The organism is Thermovibrio sp., assembly GCA_015488335.1.
In the GTDB taxonomy this organism is placed as follows: Bacteria; Aquificota; Aquificia; order Desulfurobacteriales; family Desulfurobacteriaceae; genus Balnearium.
Genome location: WFNZ01000065.1, coordinates 1 through 22,016, shown reverse-complemented (window position 1 = coordinate 22,016; position 22,016 = coordinate 1). Strand labels below are relative to the sequence as shown.

Below are 22,016 nucleotides of genomic sequence, written 5' to 3'. Positions count from 1 at the left end.
GTTCAGGACTTGGTAGAATGACCCTCAAGGATGTTTGCAGGAAGCTCAATATTCCCCTTCAGATGTGTCTTTCAAACCTTCAGTCCCGGGGTATCTCTGCAAAGCCTGATGAAACTCTGAGGGAAATAGCATTCAGGAATAACCTCTATCCTTACCAGTTAATTGAAATTCTTCAGGGAGGAAAGTAATGGGAAAACTTGAGAGACTGGCAATTAACGACGAGGGTTTCATCTTTGACCCTGAAACGGGAAACAGCTATACGGTCAACAAGACCGGCCTATTCATCATCAAGTTCCTTAAAGAGGGTAAGTCTGAAGAGGAGATAGTTAAAGCCCTCTCTGAGAAGTTTGACGTGAGCGAGGAAGACGCCAGGAGAGACTTAGTTGACTTTATGGAGCAGCTGAGACTCTACGGCCTTCTGGAGGGTGAGAATGTATAGGGTTGCCGTATCGGGAATAAACGCCGTTGACAATCCGGGCCCCGGCGTTGGTATAGCAAAGGGTTTAAAGGGGGGCTCTTTAGAAGTCTCTATCTACGGCCTTGCCTACGATGCCATGGAGCCAGGTATCTACATGAAGTGGCTCTTTGAAAAGAGTTTCATTATGCCCTACCCCTCTGCCGGAGAGGAGCCTTTCATAGAGAGGCTTCTCTACATTAAGTCAAACTACGGTCTTGACGCCGTCATCCCTGCCTTAGACGCAGAGCTTCCCCTCTTTATAAAGGGCTCCTCCCTCCTTGAGAGCTACGGAGTGAAGACGTTCCTTCCCACAGAGGAGCAGTTTAAACTGAGGGGGAAAGACCACCTTCCCGAAATTGCAGAGAGGATAGAGGTAAAGGTTCCTGAAGCCAGGATAGTTACCTCTTACGAGGAGCTCAGCTTTCCTGTAATTATAATAAGGTATCTTCTACAGAATCTTTAAATCTAAGTTAGCCCTTCTTCCATCTATTCGGAAATTTTTCCGACTGTAGTCCTCTAATTCGTCAAATTTTCCGGAAGAAATCTGATTTTCTTTAAGCCTCATCGTGCTCCCGAATTTGGCATGCTGTTTGCTATTTGGAAGGGTTGAACCAAAATCAGAGTTGGAGGTGTAAGATGAGGAACTTGATTCTACTGGCAACAGCTTTAACGCTTCCCTTCGGACTTGCAAGCTGTGGAGGTGGTGGAGGTTCAGGCAGCGTAGGGTTGAGCTCATCCACTGGGACAGGTAACACTTCAACGGCAGAAACTAAAAGCATCAATGGTGGAGTCTATTCCAGTTACGTTGCAAACGCAGAAGTATGTTTAGAGGATCCCAGCGGAAACATCCTAACCGACAGCAACGGAGAGCAGCTCTGTTCAACAACCCACTCAGATGGCGTTTTTCAGCTTCAGCTACCTGCTGACTTCTCACTTTCTAATGATGACCTGGTTGGACTTTATGTAAAAACGTCAGACGGTTCTACTATAAAAATTGCTGAGGCTCCCGTTTCCCAGCTTGAAGTTAACGGCACAACAGATACCCTTGCCATTACACCACTCTCTATTGCGGAAAATGATCAGAACCTTGCTGATACCATCGGAGCTCTCATCCACGCCCTTGGAGGTGATACTACCGGAGATGCCGATGTAGTTGACCTGGGTAACGTTGAAATTTCCAATTTAGAAGCTGTAAACCAGAACGGCCAGCCCCAGCCGGTTCTTTTAAACGGTAACACCTCCCTTGAAGACCTCCTGAAAGAGAAGGAACAAATTATTCTTCAGGTATATCAGGAACAGCTGGGGCAGGCCTATCAGGTAACTGTAAATCCGAATAACACTTCAGCTCCTGTTTCCGTTAACCTCAACGGTACTTTAACTAAAATAGCTTACAACTGCCAGGCCCATCAGGAGGAGATTGAAGAACACCTTAAAGCCCTTGAAGCTTTAGCTTCAGGGAACACTTCTGAATACCTACAGGCAAAAACTGTTGCAGCACTTCTCTCTCTTAAGAACTTCCTCTCTCACCTTTCCTATTCACCGTTTGCTTCTTCTATTTCCGATGCTGATAAACAGACTATACAAGACTTAGTTAACACAACTATACCTTCTCTTATTAACGATGTTAACGAAAACGGTCTAAACGCAGATGCTCTTTCTGGTATAAACAACCTTATTTCTCAGCTTAATACTTTAATCTCAGACCTACAATCTGTTGGCTTCAGACCTCCAATGTTTACTATCCATCTTGAAAATACCGTGTCATTACTTGAAAGTATTGAACAATATGCTGAAAATTCCCAATCTTCCCAGAGCCAGCAGACAACAGCTGAAAACTCTACAGGAACCGCTTCTGAAACTAACCAGACTTCTAACGAGTCATCATCTCAATCTTCACAAACAGTTCAAGGAACATCAAGTTCTACATCATCAGAGACTTCTAACACTTCAAGTGAAAACACTGCAGGAACATCATCTTCAACAACTGTTCAAACCTCCTCTGAGGGAAGCAATATGGTAGCTGGGTCATAACTTTGTTAAAGTAAATTGGCGTTATTAAAACAACATTAGACGGGAAGAGCTTAATAACTCTTCCCGTTTTTGTATGGAGGGATATATGGGAAATAAGTTAAGCAGAATAGCACTGAACGATGAAGGGTTCATCTTTGACCCGGAAACGGGAAACAGTTATACGGTAAACAGAACCGGTCTCTTTATCCTCAGACTTCTTAAAGAAGGGAAATCGGAAAAAGAGATAGTTAAATCACTAACCGAAACATTTAATGTTGATGAAAGAGAGGCAGAGAGGGACTTGATAGATTTCGTTGAACAGCTCAGGCTCTACGGCCTTCTGGAGGGAAAGAATGTATAAAGTGGCCGTATCCGGAATAAATGCCGTTGACAATCCAGGTCCCGGCGTTGGTATAGCTAAAGGGTTAAAGGAGAGTTCTTTGAATGTTTCTGTCTACGGCCTTGCTTACGATGCTATGGAACCTGGTATTTACATGAAGTGGCTTTTTGAAAAAAGTTTTGTAATGCCTTACCCTTCTGCTGGTGAGGAGCCTTTTATAGATAGGCTTCTCTACATTAAGTCAAACTATGGGCTTGATGCCGTTATTCCTGCCTTAGACGCGGAGCTCCCCCTCTTCATAAAGAGCTCCTCCCTCCTTGAGAGCTACGGAGTGAAGACGTTCCTTCCCACAGAGGAGCAGTTTAAACTGAGGGGGAAAGACCACCTTCCCGAAATTGCAGAGAGGATAGAGGTAAAGGTTCCTGAAACCAGGATAGTTACCTCTTACGAGGAGCTCAGCAAAGCTGTTGAGGAGCTCGGCTTCCCTGTAATGATAAAAGGTATCTTCTACAAAGCCTACAAAGCCTTCAACATCTCTCAGGCCACCTCCTACTTCAACTCAATTGTTGCCGAGTGGGGATACCCGGTAATCGTTCAGCAGGTTGTAACAGGGGAAGAGATGAACGTTGTGGGAGTGGGAGACGGCGAGGGAGGCCACTTTGGACTTGTAGGCATAAAGAAACTCTGGATAACGAGCCTCGGAAAGATCTGGACGGGAGTAACTGTAAGGAACGAGGAGCTCCTTTCGGCAACAGAGCGGTTCGTCTCTGAGTTTAAGTGGCGGGGAGCCTTTGAGTTTGAGTGTATAGTCAACAACAAAGATATCTACCTTATAGAGGTAAATCCCCGCTTCCCCGCATGGGTTTACTTTGCAACGGGAGTTGGGGTTAACCTTCCCGATAGGCTCCTCAAAGCAGCCCTCGGCCTTGAGCCGGAGAGAGACTGGGACTACCCTGCCGGGAGACTCTACGTCAGGTTTACAGACGACTTCGTTACAGATATGTCTGAGTTCCAGAGGGTTGTAACGAGAGGCGAAAACTGAGAAACCAAAGAATTTAAAGGAGGTACAAAGTGAAAGAGGCATACGAGAAACCTGTAATACTGAAACTGAAAACCGGAATGATGAACAAGTTCGGTTCGTCTCCGGCTTATATCCGCAAAGTAAGAAAGGAGATAGACGGAATTCCTGTTGAGAAACTCGTTGAGAAATTCGGCTCTCCCCTCTTTGTCTTCTCTGAGAAAAAACTCCGCCAGAAGTTCAGAGAGGTGAAGAACGCCTTTACCCTCAGGTATCCGAATGTTGAGTTTAGCTGGTCTTACAAAACCAACTACCTTGACGCCATATGTGCCGTTCTCCACCAGGAAGGTGAAACTGCAGAAGTGGTTTCTGAGTTTGAGTACGAGAAGGCCCGTCGTCTTGGAGTTCCAGGGAACCAAATCATCTACAACGGCCCCTACAAGCCCTACGACTCTCTTGTTACAGCTGTGAAGGAGGGAGCCCGTATAAACATTGACCACTTTGAGGAGATTGCAGACCTTGAAAAGGTTGCCGATGAGCTTGGCGTAAAGCCCAGGGTTGGCATAAGGCTCAACATGGATACAGGCATCCATCCCCAGTGGAGCCGCTTCGGTTTTAACCTTGAGTCCGGGCAGGCTCTTGATGCCGTTAAGAGGATAGCTTCCGGCGGAAAACTGGAGCTTGTCGGTCTCCACTGCCACATAGGAACCTTTATCCTTGATCCCCACGCCTACGAAGTTGAAGTCAAGAAGATGGTTGACTTTGCCTACACAGTTGAAGACCAGTTCGGATTTAAGATTGAATACCTTGACATTGGAGGTGGTTTCCCTTCAAAGAACAGGTTGAAAGGCATTTATCTTCCTCCGGAAGTTGCCGTCCCTTCCGTTGATGAGTTCGCAGAGAGGGTTTGTTCGGCACTTCTCTCAAGTCTTCGTCCCGGAGACTACCCTAAACTCATTTTAGAGAGCGGAAGGGCAATAGTTGACGAGGCGGGGTACCTGATAACAACTGTTCACGCCGCAAAGAGGCTCCCTTCAGGCCTAAAAGCCTACGTTTTAGATGCCGGCGTTAACATTCTCTTTACCGCCTTCTGGTACAAGTTCAATATTGAGATAGACAGGGAAGTTTACGGAACCTCAGAACCCTGCGTATTATATGGGCCCCTCTGTATGAACATAGACGTTGTTGACGACCTTACCTACCTTCCTCCTCTTCCAAGGGGAACCCGTCTTATTCTTTCTCCTGTTGGTGCTTACAACGTTACCCAGTGGATGCAGTTTATCCGTTACAGGCCTGCCGTTGTTCTCATCGGAGAGAACGGCGAGGTTGACCTTATCAGGGAGGCTGAAGACCTTACAGACATTGTGAGACGGGAAAAACTTCCAGAGAGGCTGAAGTTGGAATGGTAACGGAGCTCCTATCACGTTTTAAAAAGTTCTCCGTTCCCCTTTTAAGGAGCTACTCGGCAGTTCTCTTTAACTCAAACCTGTGGGGGGGAGCTCTCCTCCTCCTCTTAACCTTTATCAACCCTAACTTAGGCTTCGGAGGCCTCGTTTCACTCCTTTCCGCCTACATCTTCGCAAGACTCATCGGTTTTAAAGAAGATTTCCTGCGGCTTGACTACTATATCTACAATCCCCTTCTTGTCGGCTTATCCCTCGGTTACCTCTTCAAGCTGAACCTTCTCAGCCTTCTCTTTCTAGCTACGGCAGGAATTCTGACTTTTCTCCTCACCTATACTCTTTCGTCTATCTTCTATACCTACCTTCGCCTTCCCGTTCTCAGCGTTCCGTTCGTCGTTGTCAGTTCCACCTTCTACCTTGCCTCAACCAAGTTCTCCCAGCTCTTTGTTTCAAACCTTTACTCACATTCTCCCATTCTAATTTCCCTCAACCTTTCCCTTCCCGTTGAAGGTTATCTCCGCTCCCTTGGAGCCATCTTCTTCCTGCCCTATCCCCTTCCCGGCTTTATTATGGCTCTTCTCCTCTTTTTCGTCTCCCGAATCCTTTTCTTTCTCTCTCTTTTAGGTTACTTCTCTGGAACTTTGACCGCCTACCTTTTCACAGGTTCCTGGTATAAGGTTTTTACAGATACTTCTGCCTTCAACTACATACTTACCTCTATGGCTGTAGGCGGCGTTTTCCTCATACCTTCCCTGAGAAGCTACAAGTTTGCCCTCACCGCCTCTATCGTTTCCGTTCCGGTTATTGAAGGCGCTAAGGTATTCTGGGAAAGCTACGGACTTCCGGTATTTGCCCTTCCCTTTAACGTAGTCTCCCTTCTCTTCCTCTACGTTCTCTTTACTATTGGATGGAGTTACGTAACCAAAATCTACAAAGGAACGCCAGAGAGAACCCTTGACCACTACCTCACCTACTCTCGCAGGTTTCCCTTTACAGGCCGTGAGATAGGCCTTCCGTTCTCAGGGAAGTGGACTGTCTGGCAGTCCTTTAACGGAGAGTGGACTCACAAAGGCCCCTGGAGGTTTGCAGTAGACTTTGTGATAACCGACGAGAAGGGAAAGACCTACTCCGGTTCAGGAACTCAGCTGACAGACTACTACGCTTTTGGAAAACCGGTTCTCTCTCCCGTGGACGGTCAGGTTGTCTCTGTAGTTTCAGATCTTCCCGACAATCCTCCCGGAACTGCCGACAGGGAGAACAACTGGGGCAACTACGTCCTTATCTACGACAGACGGGGTTTCTACGTTCTCATCTGCCACTTTAAGCAAAACTCCATAAAAATAAAGCCTGGAGACACCGTTGTAAGGGGAACCCTTTTAGGACTGTGCGGGAACTCCGGTTACTCCCCACAACCCCACATCCATGTCCACGTTCAGCTTCTCTCTTACGTGGGAGCTCCCACCGTTCCTTTTAACTTCACTTCCTACATCTCTCAGAACTGCTTCCACGACGTTGGAATTCCAAAAGAGGGAGAAGTAGTTGAGCCAGTTTACCAGGATAAATCCCTCTACCACCGACTCAACATGCTGATAGACCAGTCTTTTGACTACCTGATAGCAGAGAACGGGAAGACTTCCCGATTCACTGCAACTGTTAAGATGGCACCAGACGGAACTTTTTACCTGACAGACGGCAGAGCTAAACTCTACTTTGGGATACAGAACGCTACCTTTTACTTCTACCACTTTGAGGGTGACGTTAGCTCCCCACTGAAGTACTTCTTCTTCTCATCTCCCAAAATTCCTCTCTTTTACTCACGGGAGCTCCGCTGGTATGACTACCTTCCCCTTATCTCTATCTCCTCTAAACTCAGGAGAGAGCTCTACCTCTTTCTCTCCTCAATTAACCAGAAGTTGTTTTCTGTATCTACAGAAAGTTCCTGGTTAAAACACTTCAGCCTGGAAACTGTTATAATCCAGCCAGGAAAGACGCTGAAAACTCAGGTAGAACTTTCAGAAGACGTGGGATTTGAGAAGATCACATTCAACAACGTTGAAATCAGGAGGGTGAGAGATGAAGAAACTTCTGTTACCTCTTAGTCTTGCAGTTGCCTTTGCTGTGCCTTCACTTGCCGCAGAGCAGGGTAAGAAGATTTACGCCTACGGAGCTCTCTACGGTACTTACCTTGACTACAACAACTCCAGGTACAAAAAAGACGGCTACAGCACAACAGGCTATCTGAGCCTGGGAGACGGCCTCCACAACACCTTTCAGCTTGGCGTTGAGTATACCTACATCAACTACAAAGATGGTTATTCAGACCTCAACCAGGAAGACTATACACTTGTTTACTCAAACACGAATCAGCTTCTCAGGAACCACACGTTTACCTTAGGCTTTCACTATATAAACAGCGACGACGACCTTACAGATGGCGGCTATACCCTCTTCTTTGACGGAACGTACTCTAACTCCACTTATCCCTACTACTTCAAGTGGAACGCCGGCATAGGACTTTACTACAGCCGCTACACAAACACCACAGACTTCAACGTCTATCAGGTAACCCCCCACACAACGGTTAAACTCTTCTCAGACTACAGGAAAGGAGCTCTCTACACAGACTTAACCGGTTACTACATACACGTTACAGATTCCGATACCCTTGGAATTGATAAGAGCAACTACTACTCCCTTGATTTAGCCCTTCGCTACTACTACGGCAGTTACGACTTTAAAATCGGCGGCTGGGTAGGTCAGCAGATGTTTGCGGTTAAGAACGGCGGTTTCGTCGTTTATAACCTCAAAGAGAAGTACAAAGGTGGAGCCTACGGAGAGATCGGTTATACCTTTAAAAACGGTTTAAGAGTCTCTTTTAACCTCTCCGTTAACAGGTTCAGTGAGGAAGGTGATAACGTTACTCAAACCGTAGGTACAGTTTCGTTAGGCTACAGATTTTAAAACTTAACCGGGGGGATTTCCTTGAGACGATTAGTTGTTTTTCTATTGATAGCTCTGTTTATTCCCGTTTCGGCCTTCTCTCTGACCTATACAGAGATTAAAGAGGCCTATCAGCGCTCTTACATATACGAGAAGAGCGGGGATTACACAGACGCCATCAAAGCCCTTATGCCTGTTTATAAGAGCTACCCCAACGGCTACACCGTTAACCTACGCCTTGGCTGGCTCTACTACCTTGAAGGTAGGTATGCAGATTCTGAACTCCACTACAAAAAGGCTCTTCAGGCGATACCAACTTCCGTTGAGGCCGTTTTGGGCCTCATGCTTCCACTTATGGCACAGGATAAGTGGCCTCAGGTTGAGTCCCTTGCCTATAGAATCTTAAAGACTGACTATTACAACTACTATGGGAACCTAAGGCTCTCTATCGCCCTAAGACAGGAGAAGAAATTTTCAATGGCTGAATCTGTAGCTAGGAAAATGCTTTCTATTTACCCTACAGATGTTAATTTCCTCAACGAGCTTGCCCTTTCTCTCTTAGGTGAGGGAAAGAAACTCTACGCGAAGACTATATTTGAGAACGTTCTTATTCTTGACCCTGAGAACGTTGTTGCGAAAGAGTACCTGAGAGAACTGACATCTATTTCTTCTCAGGAGACTTCAGGTCGTGGTGGAAAAAACAGAACCGAAAAACCTTCAAAGAAGGTCAAGGACCGTAAGGAGAAGGGAAAGAACTAAGCCGGGGAGCTCCCCGCTTCCCTTCTCTTTTTTACCAGCCAGGAAGGAAAATCCGTAGCCATTGCATCCACACCGTTTCTCAGAGCTCTCTCAAAGCCCCTCTCATCGTCAATCAACCAGGCTACAACAACCTCTCTCAACCTGTGGGCAAACCTTACGGCCTTTTCTGTAGCTAAAGGCCAGCGGGGGAGAACTACCTCCGCTCCTATCTCTTTTGCCGTTACTATTCCACCAGGAGGCCTTGAGTAGATAAGGCCCGTTGTCAGCTCTTTGTCAATCTCTTTTATCTTTTTCAGCGCTTTAGGATAGAAGCTGATAAAAGCACCCCAGTTCGGTTTTTCTACTTCTGACTTAACTATTTTTATTACTCTCTCTGCCGTTTCCGGCTCTTTTATCTCTATGAATAGTCCGCATTTGCCGTTAACTGTATTTAAAACCTCTTTTAGTGTTGGAACCGGCTCTACTCCCGATATTCTTATTTTTTCTTTTATCTCTTTTTCTTTTAGGGTTAGTTCTTTTACTCTCTTATCAACTCCTGCAACTCTTTTAAAGTCCGGGTAGTGAACTATTACCAGCTCTCCGTCTGCCGTTTCCCTTACGTCACACTCAACAACATCTGCTCCGACTTCTATGGCATGTTTAAAAGCTTTTATGGTATTCTCGGGGAGCTCCCCGCCAGCTCCCCTGTGCCCCACAACGGCAAAAGGTTTAACCGTTAGCCTTCTGATTATCTCTTTCAACCTTTTAGCCTTTTAACGGCTTTCAGTCCTATGTCTGTTCTGTAGTGTATCCCGTCAAAGTGTATTCTCTTAACGGCCTCGTATACCCTCTCTCTCGCCTCAACTATGTCCTTTCCAAGTGCTGTAACGTTTAAGACCCTTCCACCGTTTGTTACAAGTTTTCCATCCTTAACAGCCGTTCCTGCGTGAAAAACTACAACTGTAGGAACTTTCTCAGCTTCCTCTATTCCCGTTATCACTTTTCCTTTTTCATACTTCCCGGGATAACCCTTAGATGCCAGAACAACGCATATTGAGGTTTCTGGCTTCCAGTGGAGCTCCTCACCCAACCTTCCCTCAACAGCACTTAGTGCAACGTCAACGAGGTCATCTTCCAATCTCCTCAGTATTGCCTGAGCTTCAGGGTCTCCAAATCTTACGTTAAACTCCAGAACTTTGGGCCCCTCTTTCGTTATCATCAGCCCCGCGTAGAGGATTCCCTTAAAGGGCATTCCTTCCTTTGCCATTCCTTCCAGTATCGGCTTTATAACCTTTTCCTGAACTTCCTTCTCCATCTCTTTAGATAGAACCGGGGCTGGAGAGTAGGCTCCCATTCCACCTGTATTTGGTCCTTTGTCTCCGTCAAACACTGCCTTGTGATCCTGAGCTGTTGCAAGGGGAACAAACTGTTTGCCGTCTGTTATAACTAAATACGATGCCTCTTCCCCTTTTAAACACTCCTCTACAACAACTCTGTTCCCTGCCTCTCCAAAAACTTTTTCAACCATTATCTTTTCAACGGCTTCTATAGCCTCTTCAATCGTTTGTGCCACAACAACTCCCTTTCCTGCCGCAAGGCCGTCTGCCTTTACAACGATGGGAACTCCTACCTTCCTTATGTACTCTTTTGCCTTTTCCGGATCGTCAAACACCTTAAAATCGGCAGTGGGAACTCCATATTTCTTCATCATCTCTTTTGCGAAGGCCTTACTTCCCTCAAGCTGTGCAGCTGCCTTTGATGGGCCAAAAACTTTTAGTCCCCTCTTCTCAAACTCGTCTGTTATTCCCGCAACTAACGGAGCTTCAGGCCCTACTATTGTAAGGTCAATTCCCTCTCTCTCTGCAAAATCCGCCAGTTTCTCAATGTCTGTTGGCTTTATGTCCACACACTCCCCTATCTGAGCTATTCCGGGGTTGCCGGGAGCTCCATAAACTCTTTTTACCTTTTTACTCTGAGCAACTTTCCAGGCCAGTGCGTGTTCCCTTCCTCCGCTGCCAACGATTAAAACTTTCATCGGCTTACCCCTTGCTATCTAAATTGTTGGGCTATTATAACAGTATCACCTCTTCTGTAAACAGCTATCCTGTAGTTCCTTTCCCTTTGCTTTCTTGTAGGTTTTTTTTCTCTCAGGGGGGCATCTCCTAAAATTTTCCTTACGTAGTTTCTCGTTTCCCTGTAAGGAGGAATTCCGCCGTACTTTTCAACTGCTTCTTCTCCTGCGTTGTAGGCCGCGAGGGCAAGTTTCCAGCTTCTGTACTTTCTGTAGAGTTCTTTCAGCAGTTTAGCACCGGCATTTAAATTTTCGTCAACGTTAAAAGGATCCTTAACTCCTAACCTTTTTGCAGTTTCCGGCATCAGCTGACAAAGTCCCATTGCTCCTTTTTTTGAAACCGCTCTTGGGTTGAAATTTGATTCTGCCTTTACCAGTTCTCTGAATACTTTTACCGGTAGATTGTACTTCTTTGCGTAGTAAACAACTTTTTCCTCAATGGTTTTTGCGTTGTTGGGTTTTTTAAACTCCCTTTCTCCCGAGCCTGTTATGTAAATTACACCGTTTCTCTCGTAAACCTTTATCCACCCGAAGGCATTGCACGGGAAGAATATTAGACTAATTAAGAAGGTACATAGTCCTAACTTCTTCAACATTTCCGTTAATGGCCTTTATAATAGTTTTCAGTATGCTTTCACTTCCTCTACCCAGTATCCTATCAATAAAACTGCTCCTTTCCTTTATGAAAATTAAATTTGCTCTGGGACATTTCCCAAGTTTCTTCGCAACCTCTACAGCTCTATCAAAATTTCCCAGATAGTCAACAAGTCCCAATTTCTTTGCCTCTTCACCAGTGAATATTCTTCCGTCTGCAAACTGTTTAACCTTTTCTATAGGTAGATGTCTTCCTTCTGCAACGGCTCTTACAAACTGCATGTAGGAGTTGTCTATCAGTTTCTGGACGACAGCTATCTGTTTTGGATCGGGCTTTTTGAAAGGGTTTAAAAGGTCTTTGTACGGACCGCTCTTAACTGTGATAACGTCTATTCCCAATTTCTTTATCAGTTTACTTACATTGTAGGTCTGGAGTATAACTCCTATACTTCCCGTTATCGTTCCAGGGTTTGCAACAATTTTTGTTGCCCCTACCGAGATGTAAAGTCCTCCAGACGCTGCTACAGATTCCATAGAGACAACTACCGGTTTTCTCTTTGATAGCTCAACTACTTTGTCGTGGAGCTCCTGACAGGCTCCGACAACACCTCCCGGAGAGTTGACCCTTAGAATTACGGCTTTTATCCTGTTATTCCTCTCTACTCTATCTAGCATTTTCAAGTAGTCGTCTGCCTCACTGATAACTCCCTTAACTTTTATTACTGCAATCTCTCCGTTTCCTATTCCGTCTATAGGCCTGTTTAAAACTTTAGAGACTCCCCAGCTGATAACTGCAGAGATAGTAAGAACGGATATAACTATAAAAAACGTTTTAAACTTTTTCATTGCTTCTCCTTAACGTTGAAGTGGAGCTTAACAAACCTGTGGAGCTTTTTACGGGGAATTTTTTGAAGGAGCTCCCCGTTGTTCAGATTTCCCTCTTTCACTTCAAAACCCAGTTCATCTGAGAGTTTCTTTAGAGCCTTCAGCCGTTCAGCCTTTGCAACTACAGACGCTGCAGCAACTACGGGATCGTCTTCTCCCTTTTCTTTTGCTGTAATCTTTATCCCTTCAGTTCTCAGCTTTTCCCTTATAAATTCTTCTACTTTTCTGCTGAACTTGTCTATAACTATTTCTGCCGGTTTGCACCTTTTTAAGAGTTTACTTAGAACGTCTAAGTATATGTTCTCAAGGTAACGATTTACGTTTCTAAACTTCTCGTATTCTCTGTTGTAGTTTTCAGGGTAAATTACCCTTACAACTCCCTTGCACTTTTCCTTTATCTTCTCTCCAGCTTCTATCAGTTTTTCCTGTTTCATCCTTTTGGAGTCTTTTACCTCTAAGTTAAGGAGCTCCCTCAAACACTCCCTGTCTGCACACACGCAGGCTACTACTAAGGGACCGAAGAACTCTCCCTTTCCTGCCTCGTCGCAACCTATCTTTGGTAGGTTTGCCTCTAATGAGAGGAGTTCTCCTATAACCGCTTCTTTTAACTTCTCTCTCCCTTTCCCTGAGTAAACCAGACTTCCAGATTCGTAGACTATCAGGTCTCCACCGCCGAAACTTAGCCTGTAGGATGCGTGTTCCGGAGGGTTTTTTTCCGTTGCTCCTCTCTTTTTCAGCTTTTCAATCAGTTTCTCTACCTTCTCCTTTTCTAACTTCACCGCTTGTTTACCTCTAACCCTACGCCGGCTTCAAGACCGTAGTAGCTATTGTATCTTAACTCCAAGTAGTAATTCTTCTTAAAGAACAGCTGGACGCTTCCGCCGTATTCCGGGTTCTGTCCTGTGGTTCCGTAACCTACCAGTCTTATTCTCTTTGCCAGTCTTTTAGCTACTGTAAGTTTTGCAACTGTTTCACCGTATTTTGTTATGTACGGTTCTATTGAAAAGCTCTCAAGTTTTAAGCCCTTTTTGAACTTACTCTCAATCGGTCTGAAGATGGAAGCTGTTGCGTAGTAAGCTACCTGAACTGCAGGGAAGAGCTCTGAGCTTGCTTCTATCTCTTCCGGGGAGGCTCCTGTCATTATCAAATTCAGTATCTGCTCCCTCGTTAAAGGTGGATCTGAAGAGAGGTATATGGTTAAGTTGTTCAATTCTCCTTCTATTTTCATGTAGATGTAGTAGCCGGAAACGTAATTGCTTGCCAGAATGTTTAATCTTCCTTTCTTCCTCTCTAAGTCCTCTATTGTCCCTGTTCCATAAATTACCTTAAACTCTTTTCCCATATAGTTTATCTTTCCATCTGTAACGTAGAACGTTCCCCCTATTACAACTCTTCCATTTAGGGTTTTTATCCAGAGTTTCGGAATTAGGGTGAGGCTGAAGAGCTCTCCCTTTATCTTTAGGGGCTGATCAAAGAGAAGGTTTATGTTGAGGTTTATCGGTAGTTTTGGGGGAGCTCCCCCTTCTCTCTTTTCCTTCGCTTCCACTTTTCCTAAAAAGAGTTTTGCCTTTGAAACCGTTAGAGTTCCTCTTATACCTTCATCAGAGTAGTTCACCTTTCCAGATACTAATCCTTTCCACTTCCCGATCTCTCCTACGGGAATTAGAGATGCAGTTGCCGTTATGTTTTTTTCTTTTCCGTTTATCAGAAGGCTTCCGCTTCCTATACTTATATTACCGTTTACCTTCTCTAAACTACCATCTTCAACCAATGCTTTAAACCGGTTTACAACTGCCCTGTCAAGTAAGTATTTTGCCCTGAGTTCAACTCCCGTTCCGTCAACGGTGATTCTGTAGTGGAGCTCCCCACCATAGCTAAAGCTTCCCTTTACCCTAAGGCTGTTCCTTACGTACGGGATAAATTTCTGAGCTCCTGCAATGTAAACCAGCCCCTTTGCACCTACGTTGGCCTCTATCTTCCCCGTTAAGTTCTTCTTTTCTCTGTTTAGTTTTAAATCTTTCAGTTTGATCCAGCCGTCAACATAAGAAAGAGTGACATCTGAAACTGAAGGTTCACCGTTTTTCAGTTCTATGTAGATACCCGATACTGCATACAGGGGGTAAAACCCTTTTGGGTACACCTTAAAAGTAGGAACAGCTACAGTTCCTGTAATGTTTGACAGATTTACATTAACAAAGGCCATATTTATCTTAGCTTTTATCTGTTGTGTTTTAATGTTTAAGTTCCTAATAAACCCTACAGCCTGCCATGATTTCCCGTTTGCAACCACCTTCAGGTCGGTATCTTTTCCTCTAACACTTATAGTTCCAAGGTTATCTGGCTCTAAGAGGGCTCCCAAGACATTTAGTTCCTGTTTTCCTGTTAGTTTACTTTCCCAATTTAATTTACCAGAAATTTTTACGGTAAATTTAGACAAACTGCCAAAAACCAAATAACCAACACTCCCTACAATTTTCCCTGTTCCCTTCAACAGGTATCTACCACTAATCTTTCCTCTTCCTTTCACTTGACCCGTCTTTAAGCCGATAGATACACTGCCGGATACACTGTTTTCAAGCTCTGGAAATCCACTCTCATAACGGCTACCTTGTAGATCAACAGAGAGCTCTCCACCGTTTAGAACAACTCCATACTTACCGCCTGTTAAAACCTTGTCTTTAAACTGGGCTCGCTCTAAATTTCCAGAAACTTCAACCTCAAGTCTTTTCTCTCTGTACTCTATTTCTCCTTTTCCGTCTCCTTCAGCTGTCAAGTCTTTATAACTGAAAACTCCGTAAAACCTGTCTATGGAGACCTTTACCCTTATAGAGTTCTTATCTTTTAAATTCTCAGAGTAGATAGAGAAACTACCGCTTCCCAATCCTTCTATTCCAAACGGCACTTTTATCCTGAAACCTTTTAAAACCTCTTCAATCTCTCTTCCAGAAACATCCTTTACTCTTCCTTTAGCAGAGAGGGACCTCTTTCCCTTCAGTTTTAATGTTAGTTCATCAAGGGAACCCCTACCTGTAACTGCACTTACGTAAAGGGTAAAGTCTTTTAGTTTTACCTCTCCTTTAGCCCTTCCCAGTTCAACTCCTTTAAACTTCAGGTTCCCACTACTTACAGAGAATTCGGCCTGGGGGTTCTTAAGATTTCCCCAAACTCTTCCAGCTCCACCTATGTTTCCCGAAAGCCCTACCTTTTTTAAGAACTTGAAATTTTCAACAGGAATAGCCTCCGCCGTATAATTACCCTTTATCTCCTTCTTCTTCAGGTAGATGTCTGTTTCGCCCTTTACAGCTCCACCGTCTTTTCCAAAAAGTTTGCCCTCTAAACTCAACTTATCGGAGTTTCCATCTATTTGAGCTGTCCCGTAGGCTCTAAACCCCTGAAAATTGAACGTTTCAACGTTTAAATTGCCCTTGTACTCCATTTTGTTTTTCTCTAACCTAAAATTCAACTTTCCAGAAAGGGCTAGATCTGGTATCCAGTTTCTGTATTTCTTCTTTCTACTGTAAACTCTTATGGTGGTGATCTCTTTAATATTAAAGTGTTTGAGGGTAATCGTTCCCTTTCCACACTTTTCTTTCCATTTCAGTGAGACAGCCCCGTCTAAGCTCTGGGAGCTCCACCAGATTTTTCCGCTTTTCCTGTCTGCAACTCCAGTTACTATTAAATTCCTGAGTTCAATCTGAGGGGTTTTAAGGGAGCTTACCCTTCCTGTTATCTGCACTTTGGGGTTTTCAAATTTCCCGTTTACGGAAAACTTGAGGTTAACGTTTTCAGCCCCGTATTTCTGGTATATGAACTGTCGCGAATGTATTTTTCCTTTTATGTCAATTGCGTTTCCAATCTCACCGTAAAAGGAGAAGTCTGCTCCGTCAAATTTACCAGAAACTTTATCAAGAACTATTCTTTCTCTTTTAAGCCTTATAGTTCCAGCGCCTTTAGTGTCTACGTTTCTTACCTTTCCGTTCCAGTTTACGTCTATTAATTTACCATAATATTTTACACTTACTTTCCCCAAAAAATAAGAAGAAACAAAAATACCAGAAAACCCCCACTTCTCCAGACTATAAACCCTCAACTTGCCGAAAACCTTAGAGTCTCTATAACCAACAGAAAAGTTGGGAATGAAAAAGTAACCATCTAAACGAAATCCGGCAAAGGGCTCAATGTAGAAACTCTGTCCTTTAAACTCTCCGTTTACTCCTCCACAATAGAATTCTTTTTTACTATAAACAAACCGGTTGAGGACTGCATAGCCTCCATCCCACTGAAGAGTTATCCTCCCAATATCAGCTCTCTTCAACAGAAAAGGGAACTCCAAATTAAATTTTTTCCCTTCTCTTTTTTTCTTCTTTAGAACTACCTTTCCCTCTGAAAGACCTAAGAAAGAAACCACCGGACGGAGCTCCCTCAAACTCCTATAGACATCAACGTCCAACTCGGGCTTAAAGAGTTCACAGGAAAACTTTGGGTTTTCTACAAACAGATAATCTGCCTTTAAGGAGAGCTCTCCTCTTTTCCAGTTAAAGCTCCAGTGAAAGTTCTTCTTTACAATAGAGAGTTCTTCCCGCTCTTTCACCCAGTATTTAAGAACACTGACAGAGATCTGATAGGAGAAAAGGAGAAACAATAGAACTAAGAGAACTTTAAGAACCCTGTGAAGTCTGCCGCTCTTTAAAGATTTCAGCAGAGCTTTCAGGAACTCTTTAGATCTCACACTCTATCTCCAGAGTTTCCCACGCTCGGCACTTTGGACATATCCAGTCAAAGGTGTTCGTTCTAAAACCGCAACTCTCACACTTGTAAATCTTTCGCCTCTCCTTCAATCGGGTGAGGAGAGAAATAATCTCCTCTGCAACTTTCTTCCTTTTACCGCTCTCCCAGAGAATTCTTACATAGGCTTCAAAGAGCTCGGGATCAAACTTACCACTCTCCCAGAACCTTTCAAGAAGAGTTATTGCCCTCTCAGTTTCTCCTCTCTTTATCCAGAATCTAACAGCCCTATCAACAGCCGGCGGGGAGAGTTCCGACTCCTCAACCAACTGGACTAACTTCTCCTCCGTAAGGTTATCAAATTTCTCTACCACCTCAATGAAGGGAGCTCCCTTTTTGGGTGAGAGTTTTATTCCCTTCAGGGCACTACCGTACCCCTTTTCTTTCTCTCCAACCGAGTAGAAGAGTTTTGACAGAACGTAGTAGTAGAGAGGAACGGGAAAGGGGAGCTCCAGTTTCCTTATAACCCTGAAAGCCTTATCTGTCCTTCCAGAATCTATGTAGCTGTTGGCAAGGTAGAGTTTGGTATGGATAAGATCATCCCTGAAGTCCTCTTTCAGACTAACGGCTTTCTCAAGGAGCTCCACAGCATCCTGAAGCTTCCCTGATGCCTTCCTTAGCTGTGCCAGTTCGTAGTAGAAGAAACTCTCCCCCGGGTAGAGCTCTATTCCTTCCTTTAGAGCCTCCTCAGCCCTGTCTATAAAACCGGCAGACTTGTAAACGAGAGCAAGGTTGAGGACGACCAACTTCCTCTCATCATCGGAGAGCTTCTCCTTTTTAAGCCTTTCCAAAATTTTTAAACTCCTGTAGTACTCCCCTTTCTCTTTTAGGAGAATAGCCAGGGTTAGGTAGGCATTAACCGGACTGTCTAAATCAACGTCCGATATCTCTCTTATTAAATCCTGTCTATCTATTGAGAGTTTTTTCAGATAGCTCTCAACAGAGAATTTTCTTTCCTTACCAAATAGAGACCTTATCCTGTCAATCATTATTCCCAAAACCGTTTAAGGGTTTCATAGGTTTCACCAAGGGATTGGGGAATAACCTTCACACCTGCTGTAACTGGAAGAAAATTCGTATCCCCAATCCAACGGGGAACGATGTGGTAGTGGATGTGGGTATCAACGCTGCCGCCAGAAGCCTTTCCCAAGTTAAGCCCAACGTTAAATCCATCGGGGTTATAGGCTCTCTTTAGGGCTCTTATTGAACGCTTTATCAATATACCAATTTCTGCAAGTTCTTCGGGAAGAAGAGAGAGGAAATCTCCGGTGTGCCTTATGGGACATACCATGAGGTGCCCGGTATTGTAGGGAAACCGGTTAAGTATTACTAAGGCTCTCTCTCCTTTGTAGAGGAGTAGATTCTCCTTATCCCTTTCTGGATGCTCCTCTACCGCTCTACAGATAAAACATCCTTCTTTTTTCTCTTTACCTACCCGTGACACGTAAGAGAGTCTCCATGGAGCCCATATTATCTCCAATTTATCCTCCCGCAAGGTCAAATCGCTTCAAGTTTTCTAAAATATAGCGCAGATTTGGTTTGTCGGTAAGTAATGGGTTTGAGAGGAGTTCCCCTTCCCTCTTTTGAAGCTGACTAAAAACTACTTTCTTAACGTCTTTCGGGAACTCTTTAAGGAGTGCACTACAGTCTTCTGAGCTTATAAAGGCTTCAATCATAGGGCTCAACCTAAGGGAAGTACACTCTTTCAGGGCTTTTTTTATCTCCTCTTTTGCCAGTTTCCTTGAGTAATCCTCTATTAAGTTGCCGTAGTTGAACTCCAGGAATTTTGCTATACCACCCATAAGAAAAGCTATATCAGCGTCTGAGATATTACCTTCCCTTTCAATATAACCTTTTAGTCTTTCCATACTCTTTTGGGCTGCTCTTTCAACAGCTATGGAGTAGGCCTTCTCAAGGTCTTCTACAGGTATCTGGTAGCTTTTCGCAATTCCTGTGAAAGTTTCCAGCTTCCCGACAACTGCAGGCTTAACGTCTGCCTGTTTTAAATGTTCCTCACCGTCTTCAACAAACTCGGCAAGCCCTTCAACCCAGAACTGTTGATCCTTTGAAAGGAAGGTCTCAAGGTTTTCGCACCTTACAGGGGGAGCTCCCCACGTCCCGTAAACTGTAAGGACGAGAGATAGAGCGGGGATAAGCACTCTCTTCTTCATAACTTCCTCCCAGAAAGAGACTTCCCTACCATTCTACCTGTTAACACAGAAATTTTCCTGCTGTTTTCTTTAAGTTGAATTCCTCCACCTCAATTACAAAATAATGTGTAACCTCTTCCTCAAACTATAACAAATTGACATTTGTTATGGTAAAATGGAAACAGCAGGAAAACCAAAAGGGGTCACCTGCCAATAAGCAGGCAGCAAAACGTTAATATATTTCCTCTATTTTTAATAGAGGATAGGGACTATACCCTTCAGGAGAATACAGGCAGAATATATCAACACTTCAGGAGAAAAGCCGCGAAACTGTCTGAGGCCATTGATCTTTTCATCAACTTTAAGAGCAAGGAACTCTCACCGAGAACTCTAAAGGAGTATAAAAACGACCTTTATCTGTTTATGAGGCAGGTAGGGAACGTTCCGGTTGGGAATATAAAGACTGCTCATCTGATGGTATTCCGGAGCTCCCTCAACTGCTCACCCTCACTCATAAACAGGCGACTTTCAGCCCTCAACTCTTTTTTTAACTTCCTTGTTGACATGGAACTAATTGAAAAAAACCCGGTAAAACCCTCCCTCAGAATAAAGAAGGTCAAGCAGAGAGTTCCTGAAGCTTTGACTGAAGAGGAAATAGAGAAAGTCCTTGAAGCAGCCAGAAACCGCTCCTACAGAGACTACCTCATGGTTAAAACGATCCTCCAGTGTGGACTGAGAATCTCGGAACTCCTCTCACTGACGAAAGAAAACATAGTTGACTACAGAGGAAGGAAAGTTTTAAGAGTTGTCGGAAAGGGAGGAAAAGAGAGGTTCATACCCCTAACCGAGGAGTTTTCAGGGGAGCTCCTCTCTTACGCCCAAAACTGCAAAACTGAAAGACTGTTTCCTCTTAGCTACCAGGGAGCAAAATACATCTTTAACAGAATAAAGGAGAAAACTGGTGTAGACCTCCACCCTCACAAACTCCGCCACACATTCGCTACCATCTTAGTTGACAGAGGGATTGACATAAGGGTTATCCAGGCCTTCCTGGGCCACGCTTCTCCAAATACTTCGGCTCGGTACGCAAAAGTAAGGGATGATTTAATGTTCAAAGTCGTTGATTCCGTTTTTTCAAGGAGTAACAGTGCTTCAAAGGTTTAAGAAAGCCTGAACAAGTCCTGCACAGCCGTAGAGCATCGAATCTCCCAAAGGATAAGCCTCTTCGCCGTAACCTTTTAAGAGTTTTCTGTTGGGACCTACAACAAAGATCTTTTCAGGAGAAACGACCTCAAAAACAACAGCTCCGTGTCCTCCGTCCTCAAACACTTCTTCAAAGGTCAGCCTTTTACTAACAAGTCTTCCCACGAGTCTCTCAATCTTTTCTCTGTTTAACATTCTGGTATGGTGTTCAAAAAGACCTACTATCTCTCCATTCTTCACCGACGCTCCCAACGTGTGGCCGTTTCCTACGTCTAAGACCACAAACTCTCTAACTCCCAAGTTCTGCGCATAACTTACCATGCCGGCAACTGCAGCCAGTTTACTGTCCATAACAAAACCGTTCAACCCTGCCTCCTCAAGCTGTTCCAGTACGGAGTCAAACCTTGAGAAGAATCCTGTTCTCTCCCTCACCACCATCTTCTCAGGACGTCTCTCCTTCTCAAGGAGCTCCCTCAAGAAGTTAAACCGTGTCACTCTGTCACTCTGCCCCTTAATAAAACCGTGATCCTGACAGGCAACGCCTACTGTGAAACTCCGAAGCTTCAGATCCTCATTTATTAACCATAAAATTTTCTGGTAGTTATCAAGCTCCAGATCAGTGAGGAAAAAATCTGCACTATCTACAGAATCAACAAGTTTAAACCCAAGCTTCCTTACTTCGTCAATATCGTCTCTTATTGTCTTTGCAGCCCTTTTGGTTATAGTAACAGAAAACCCTCTCTCTATGAGCTCCAGAAGAGCTTTCTTTACAGGACCACCCCCCATAACATATCCGTCAACTGTTACGTCCCTGTTCAGAGCTCTTACCTTTTTAGCAAGTTTTTCTGTTGGCGAAGGGAATATAGCCTTCACCCAGTTTTCTTCGTTCTCTTTGAAATCTGGAATAACAATGTCTTGAGTTCCCTTTCCTATATCAACGGCAAAGAAACGGTTTGCCACACTCCACCTCCTTAACTAAAATTCTAAATAATTAAGAAGAATGGAGGAATTCTATGTTTGACGTAGCAGATGACCAGTTTCAAGGACCTGTAATAAAGGTAATAGGTGTTGGCGGTGGTGGTGGAAACGCCGTATCAAGAATGTACGAAAAGGGGATAGAAGGAGTGGAGTTCGTCGCCATAAATACAGATGCCCAGGTTCTGTCAAGAATGTCCATTCCTGTAAAAGTTCAGATAGGGGAGAAACTGACAAAGGGCCTTGGAGCAGGGGGGAAACCTGAAATTGGAGAGCAGGCAGCCCTTGAAGACGAACCCAAGATAAGGGAAGTGCTGGAAGGCTCAGATATGGTCTTCATAACTGCCGGAATGGGTGGAGGAACGGGAACGGGAGCAGCACCGATAGTTGCAAAGATAGCCAAAGATATGGGAATACTGACTGTAGGAGTTGTAACAAGGCCCTTTG

General features: G+C 44.3%; 20 protein-coding genes and 2 pseudogenes. 12 read left to right on the top strand and 10 right to left on the bottom strand.

Translation table 11 applies throughout. The features are described 5' to 3' along the window. The 10 genes and pseudogenes from F8H35_RS08245 to F8H35_RS08200 form a co-directional block, all read left to right on the top strand. Positions 1 to 188, top strand: a pseudogene (locus F8H35_RS08245) (DUF4405 domain-containing protein); the annotation flags it as partial. Beyond that, entirely contained in the window at positions 188 to 439 is a 252-nt protein-coding gene (locus F8H35_RS08240; RefSeq protein ID WP_472569262.1) for an HPr-rel-A system PqqD family peptide chaperone, read from the top strand. The pseudogene F8H35_RS08245 and the gene F8H35_RS08240, both read left to right, overlap by 1 nt. Further along, positions 432 to 920, top strand: a complete 489-nt coding sequence (locus tag F8H35_RS08235) for a hypothetical protein (RefSeq protein WP_472573062.1) — start codon at positions 432 to 434, stop codon at positions 918 to 920. The genes F8H35_RS08240 and F8H35_RS08235 overlap by 8 nt, the downstream gene beginning before the upstream one ends. Before the next feature lie 173 nt (positions 921 to 1,093). Continuing rightward, positions 1,094 to 2,488 carry a hypothetical protein gene (locus F8H35_RS08230; RefSeq protein ID WP_472573061.1) on the top strand — a complete coding sequence of 465 codons (1,395 nt, stop codon included), beginning with the start codon at positions 1,094 to 1,096 and terminating at the stop codon, positions 2,486 to 2,488. A gap of 85 nt (positions 2,489 to 2,573) precedes the next feature. Then, positions 2,574 to 2,828, top strand: a complete 255-nt coding sequence (locus tag F8H35_RS08225) for an HPr-rel-A system PqqD family peptide chaperone (protein WP_472573060.1) — start codon at positions 2,574 to 2,576, stop codon at positions 2,826 to 2,828. After that, entirely contained in the window at positions 2,821 to 3,849 is a 1,029-nt protein-coding gene (locus F8H35_RS08220) for an ATP-grasp domain-containing protein (protein WP_472573059.1), read from the top strand. Before F8H35_RS08225 ends, F8H35_RS08220 begins: the two co-directional genes overlap by 8 nt. 29 nt (positions 3,850 to 3,878) lie before the next feature. Then, positions 3,879 to 5,234 carry an alanine racemase gene (locus F8H35_RS08215; protein ID WP_472573058.1) on the top strand — a complete coding sequence of 452 codons (1,356 nt, stop codon included), beginning with the start codon at positions 3,879 to 3,881 and terminating at the stop codon, positions 5,232 to 5,234. Further along, positions 5,228 to 7,327: an urea transporter gene (locus tag F8H35_RS08210; protein WP_472573057.1), complete on the top strand. Its 2,100-nt coding sequence runs from the start codon at positions 5,228 to 5,230 to the stop codon at positions 7,325 to 7,327. The genes F8H35_RS08215 and F8H35_RS08210 overlap by 7 nt, the downstream gene beginning before the upstream one ends. After that, complete coding sequence (locus F8H35_RS08205; RefSeq protein ID WP_472573056.1) at positions 7,302 to 8,189, top strand: TonB-dependent receptor; 888 nt, start codon at positions 7,302 to 7,304, stop codon at positions 8,187 to 8,189. The genes F8H35_RS08210 and F8H35_RS08205 overlap by 26 nt, the downstream gene beginning before the upstream one ends. Before the next feature lie 21 nt (positions 8,190 to 8,210). Further along, positions 8,211 to 8,927, top strand: coding sequence for a tetratricopeptide repeat protein (locus tag F8H35_RS08200; RefSeq protein WP_472573055.1), 717 nt, complete (start codon positions 8,211 to 8,213; stop codon positions 8,925 to 8,927). Here the strand turns inward: F8H35_RS08200 and F8H35_RS08195 are convergent. From F8H35_RS08195 to F8H35_RS08155, 9 genes are read right to left on the bottom strand one after another with little or no spacing between them, the layout of a single operon-like run. Next, a complete protein-coding gene (locus F8H35_RS08195) occupies positions 8,924 to 9,667 on the bottom strand; it encodes a glycerophosphodiester phosphodiesterase (RefSeq protein ID WP_472573054.1) in 744 nt (247 codons plus the stop codon). The genes F8H35_RS08200 and F8H35_RS08195 overlap by 4 nt on opposite strands. Beyond that, positions 9,664 to 10,941, bottom strand: a complete 1,278-nt coding sequence (gene purD / locus F8H35_RS08190; protein ID WP_472573053.1) for a phosphoribosylamine--glycine ligase — start codon at positions 10,939 to 10,941, stop codon at positions 9,664 to 9,666. The genes F8H35_RS08195 and purD overlap by 4 nt, the downstream gene beginning before the upstream one ends. A 14-nt stretch (positions 10,942 to 10,955) precedes the next feature. Beyond that, a complete protein-coding gene (locus tag F8H35_RS08185; protein ID WP_472573052.1) occupies positions 10,956 to 11,573 on the bottom strand; it encodes a lytic transglycosylase domain-containing protein in 618 nt (205 codons plus the stop codon). Beyond that, positions 11,536 to 12,417, bottom strand: coding sequence for a signal peptide peptidase SppA (gene sppA, locus F8H35_RS08180; RefSeq protein ID WP_472573051.1), 882 nt, complete (start codon positions 12,415 to 12,417; stop codon positions 11,536 to 11,538). Before sppA ends, F8H35_RS08185 begins: the two co-directional genes overlap by 38 nt. After that, entirely contained in the window at positions 12,414 to 13,235 is an 822-nt protein-coding gene (rnhC, locus tag F8H35_RS08175; RefSeq protein ID WP_472573050.1) for a ribonuclease HIII, read from the bottom strand. Before rnhC ends, sppA begins: the two co-directional genes overlap by 4 nt. Then, positions 13,232 to 17,185 (bottom strand): translocation/assembly module TamB domain-containing protein, encoded by a 3,954-nt coding sequence (locus F8H35_RS08170; protein ID WP_472573049.1) that lies wholly within the window; start codon positions 17,183 to 17,185, stop codon positions 13,232 to 13,234. Before F8H35_RS08170 ends, rnhC begins: the two co-directional genes overlap by 4 nt. After that, entirely contained in the window at positions 17,175 to 18,230 is a 1,056-nt protein-coding gene (locus F8H35_RS08165) for a hypothetical protein (RefSeq protein WP_472573064.1), read from the bottom strand. Before F8H35_RS08165 ends, F8H35_RS08170 begins: the two co-directional genes overlap by 11 nt. Next, positions 18,230 to 18,721: an HIT family protein gene (locus tag F8H35_RS08160; RefSeq protein ID WP_472573048.1), complete on the bottom strand. Its 492-nt coding sequence runs from the start codon at positions 18,719 to 18,721 to the stop codon at positions 18,230 to 18,232. The genes F8H35_RS08165 and F8H35_RS08160 overlap by 1 nt, the downstream gene beginning before the upstream one ends. A 1-nt stretch (position 18,722) precedes the next feature. Next, positions 18,723 to 19,412, bottom strand: coding sequence for a hypothetical protein (locus tag F8H35_RS08155; protein WP_472573047.1), 690 nt, complete (start codon positions 19,410 to 19,412; stop codon positions 18,723 to 18,725). Positions 19,413 to 19,598: 186 nt separating this feature from the next. Here F8H35_RS08155 and F8H35_RS08150 point away from each other — a divergent pair, with 186 nt between their 5' ends. Next, entirely contained in the window at positions 19,599 to 20,555 is a 957-nt protein-coding gene (locus F8H35_RS08150) for a tyrosine-type recombinase/integrase (protein ID WP_472573063.1), read from the top strand. Here the strand turns inward: F8H35_RS08150 and F8H35_RS08145 are convergent. Further along, positions 20,544 to 21,554, bottom strand: coding sequence for a DUF1786 domain-containing protein (locus tag F8H35_RS08145; protein WP_472573046.1), 1,011 nt, complete (start codon positions 21,552 to 21,554; stop codon positions 20,544 to 20,546). The two genes, F8H35_RS08150 and F8H35_RS08145, sit on opposite strands and share 12 nt — an antisense overlap. A 53-nt stretch (positions 21,555 to 21,607) precedes the next feature. Here F8H35_RS08145 and F8H35_RS08140 point away from each other — a divergent pair. Continuing rightward, positions 21,608 to 22,016 (top strand): annotated as a pseudogene (locus tag F8H35_RS08140) (cell division protein FtsZ); the annotation flags it as partial.

What these genes read in the sequence shown, in the direction of transcription:
- F8H35_RS08165 (WP_472573064.1), bottom strand. Translation starts at nt 18,230, where the DNA reads ATGATTGACAGGATAAGGTCTCTATTTGGTAAGGAAAGAAAATTCTCT.
- F8H35_RS08225 (WP_472573060.1), top strand. Translation starts at nt 2,574, where the DNA reads ATGGGAAATAAGTTAAGCAGAATAGCACTGAACGATGAAGGGTTCATC.
- F8H35_RS08220 (WP_472573059.1), top strand. Translation starts at nt 2,821, where the DNA reads ATGTATAAAGTGGCCGTATCCGGAATAAATGCCGTTGACAATCCAGGT.
- purD (WP_472573053.1), bottom strand. Translation starts at nt 10,941, where the DNA reads ATGAAAGTTTTAATCGTTGGCAGCGGAGGAAGGGAACACGCACTGGCC.
- F8H35_RS08185 (WP_472573052.1), bottom strand. Translation starts at nt 11,573, where the DNA reads ATGTTGAAGAAGTTAGGACTATGTACCTTCTTAATTAGTCTAATATTC.
- F8H35_RS08155 (WP_472573047.1), bottom strand. Translation starts at nt 19,412, where the DNA reads ATGAAGAAGAGAGTGCTTATCCCCGCTCTATCTCTCGTCCTTACAGTT.
- F8H35_RS08240 (WP_472569262.1), top strand. Translation starts at nt 188, where the DNA reads ATGGGAAAACTTGAGAGACTGGCAATTAACGACGAGGGTTTCATCTTT.
- F8H35_RS08230 (WP_472573061.1), top strand. Translation starts at nt 1,094, where the DNA reads ATGAGGAACTTGATTCTACTGGCAACAGCTTTAACGCTTCCCTTCGGA.
- F8H35_RS08210 (WP_472573057.1), top strand. Translation starts at nt 5,228, where the DNA reads ATGGTAACGGAGCTCCTATCACGTTTTAAAAAGTTCTCCGTTCCCCTT.
- F8H35_RS08205 (WP_472573056.1), top strand. Translation starts at nt 7,302, where the DNA reads ATGAAGAAACTTCTGTTACCTCTTAGTCTTGCAGTTGCCTTTGCTGTG.
- sppA (WP_472573051.1), bottom strand. Translation starts at nt 12,417, where the DNA reads ATGAAAAAGTTTAAAACGTTTTTTATAGTTATATCCGTTCTTACTATC.
- F8H35_RS08235 (WP_472573062.1), top strand. Translation starts at nt 432, where the DNA reads ATGTATAGGGTTGCCGTATCGGGAATAAACGCCGTTGACAATCCGGGC.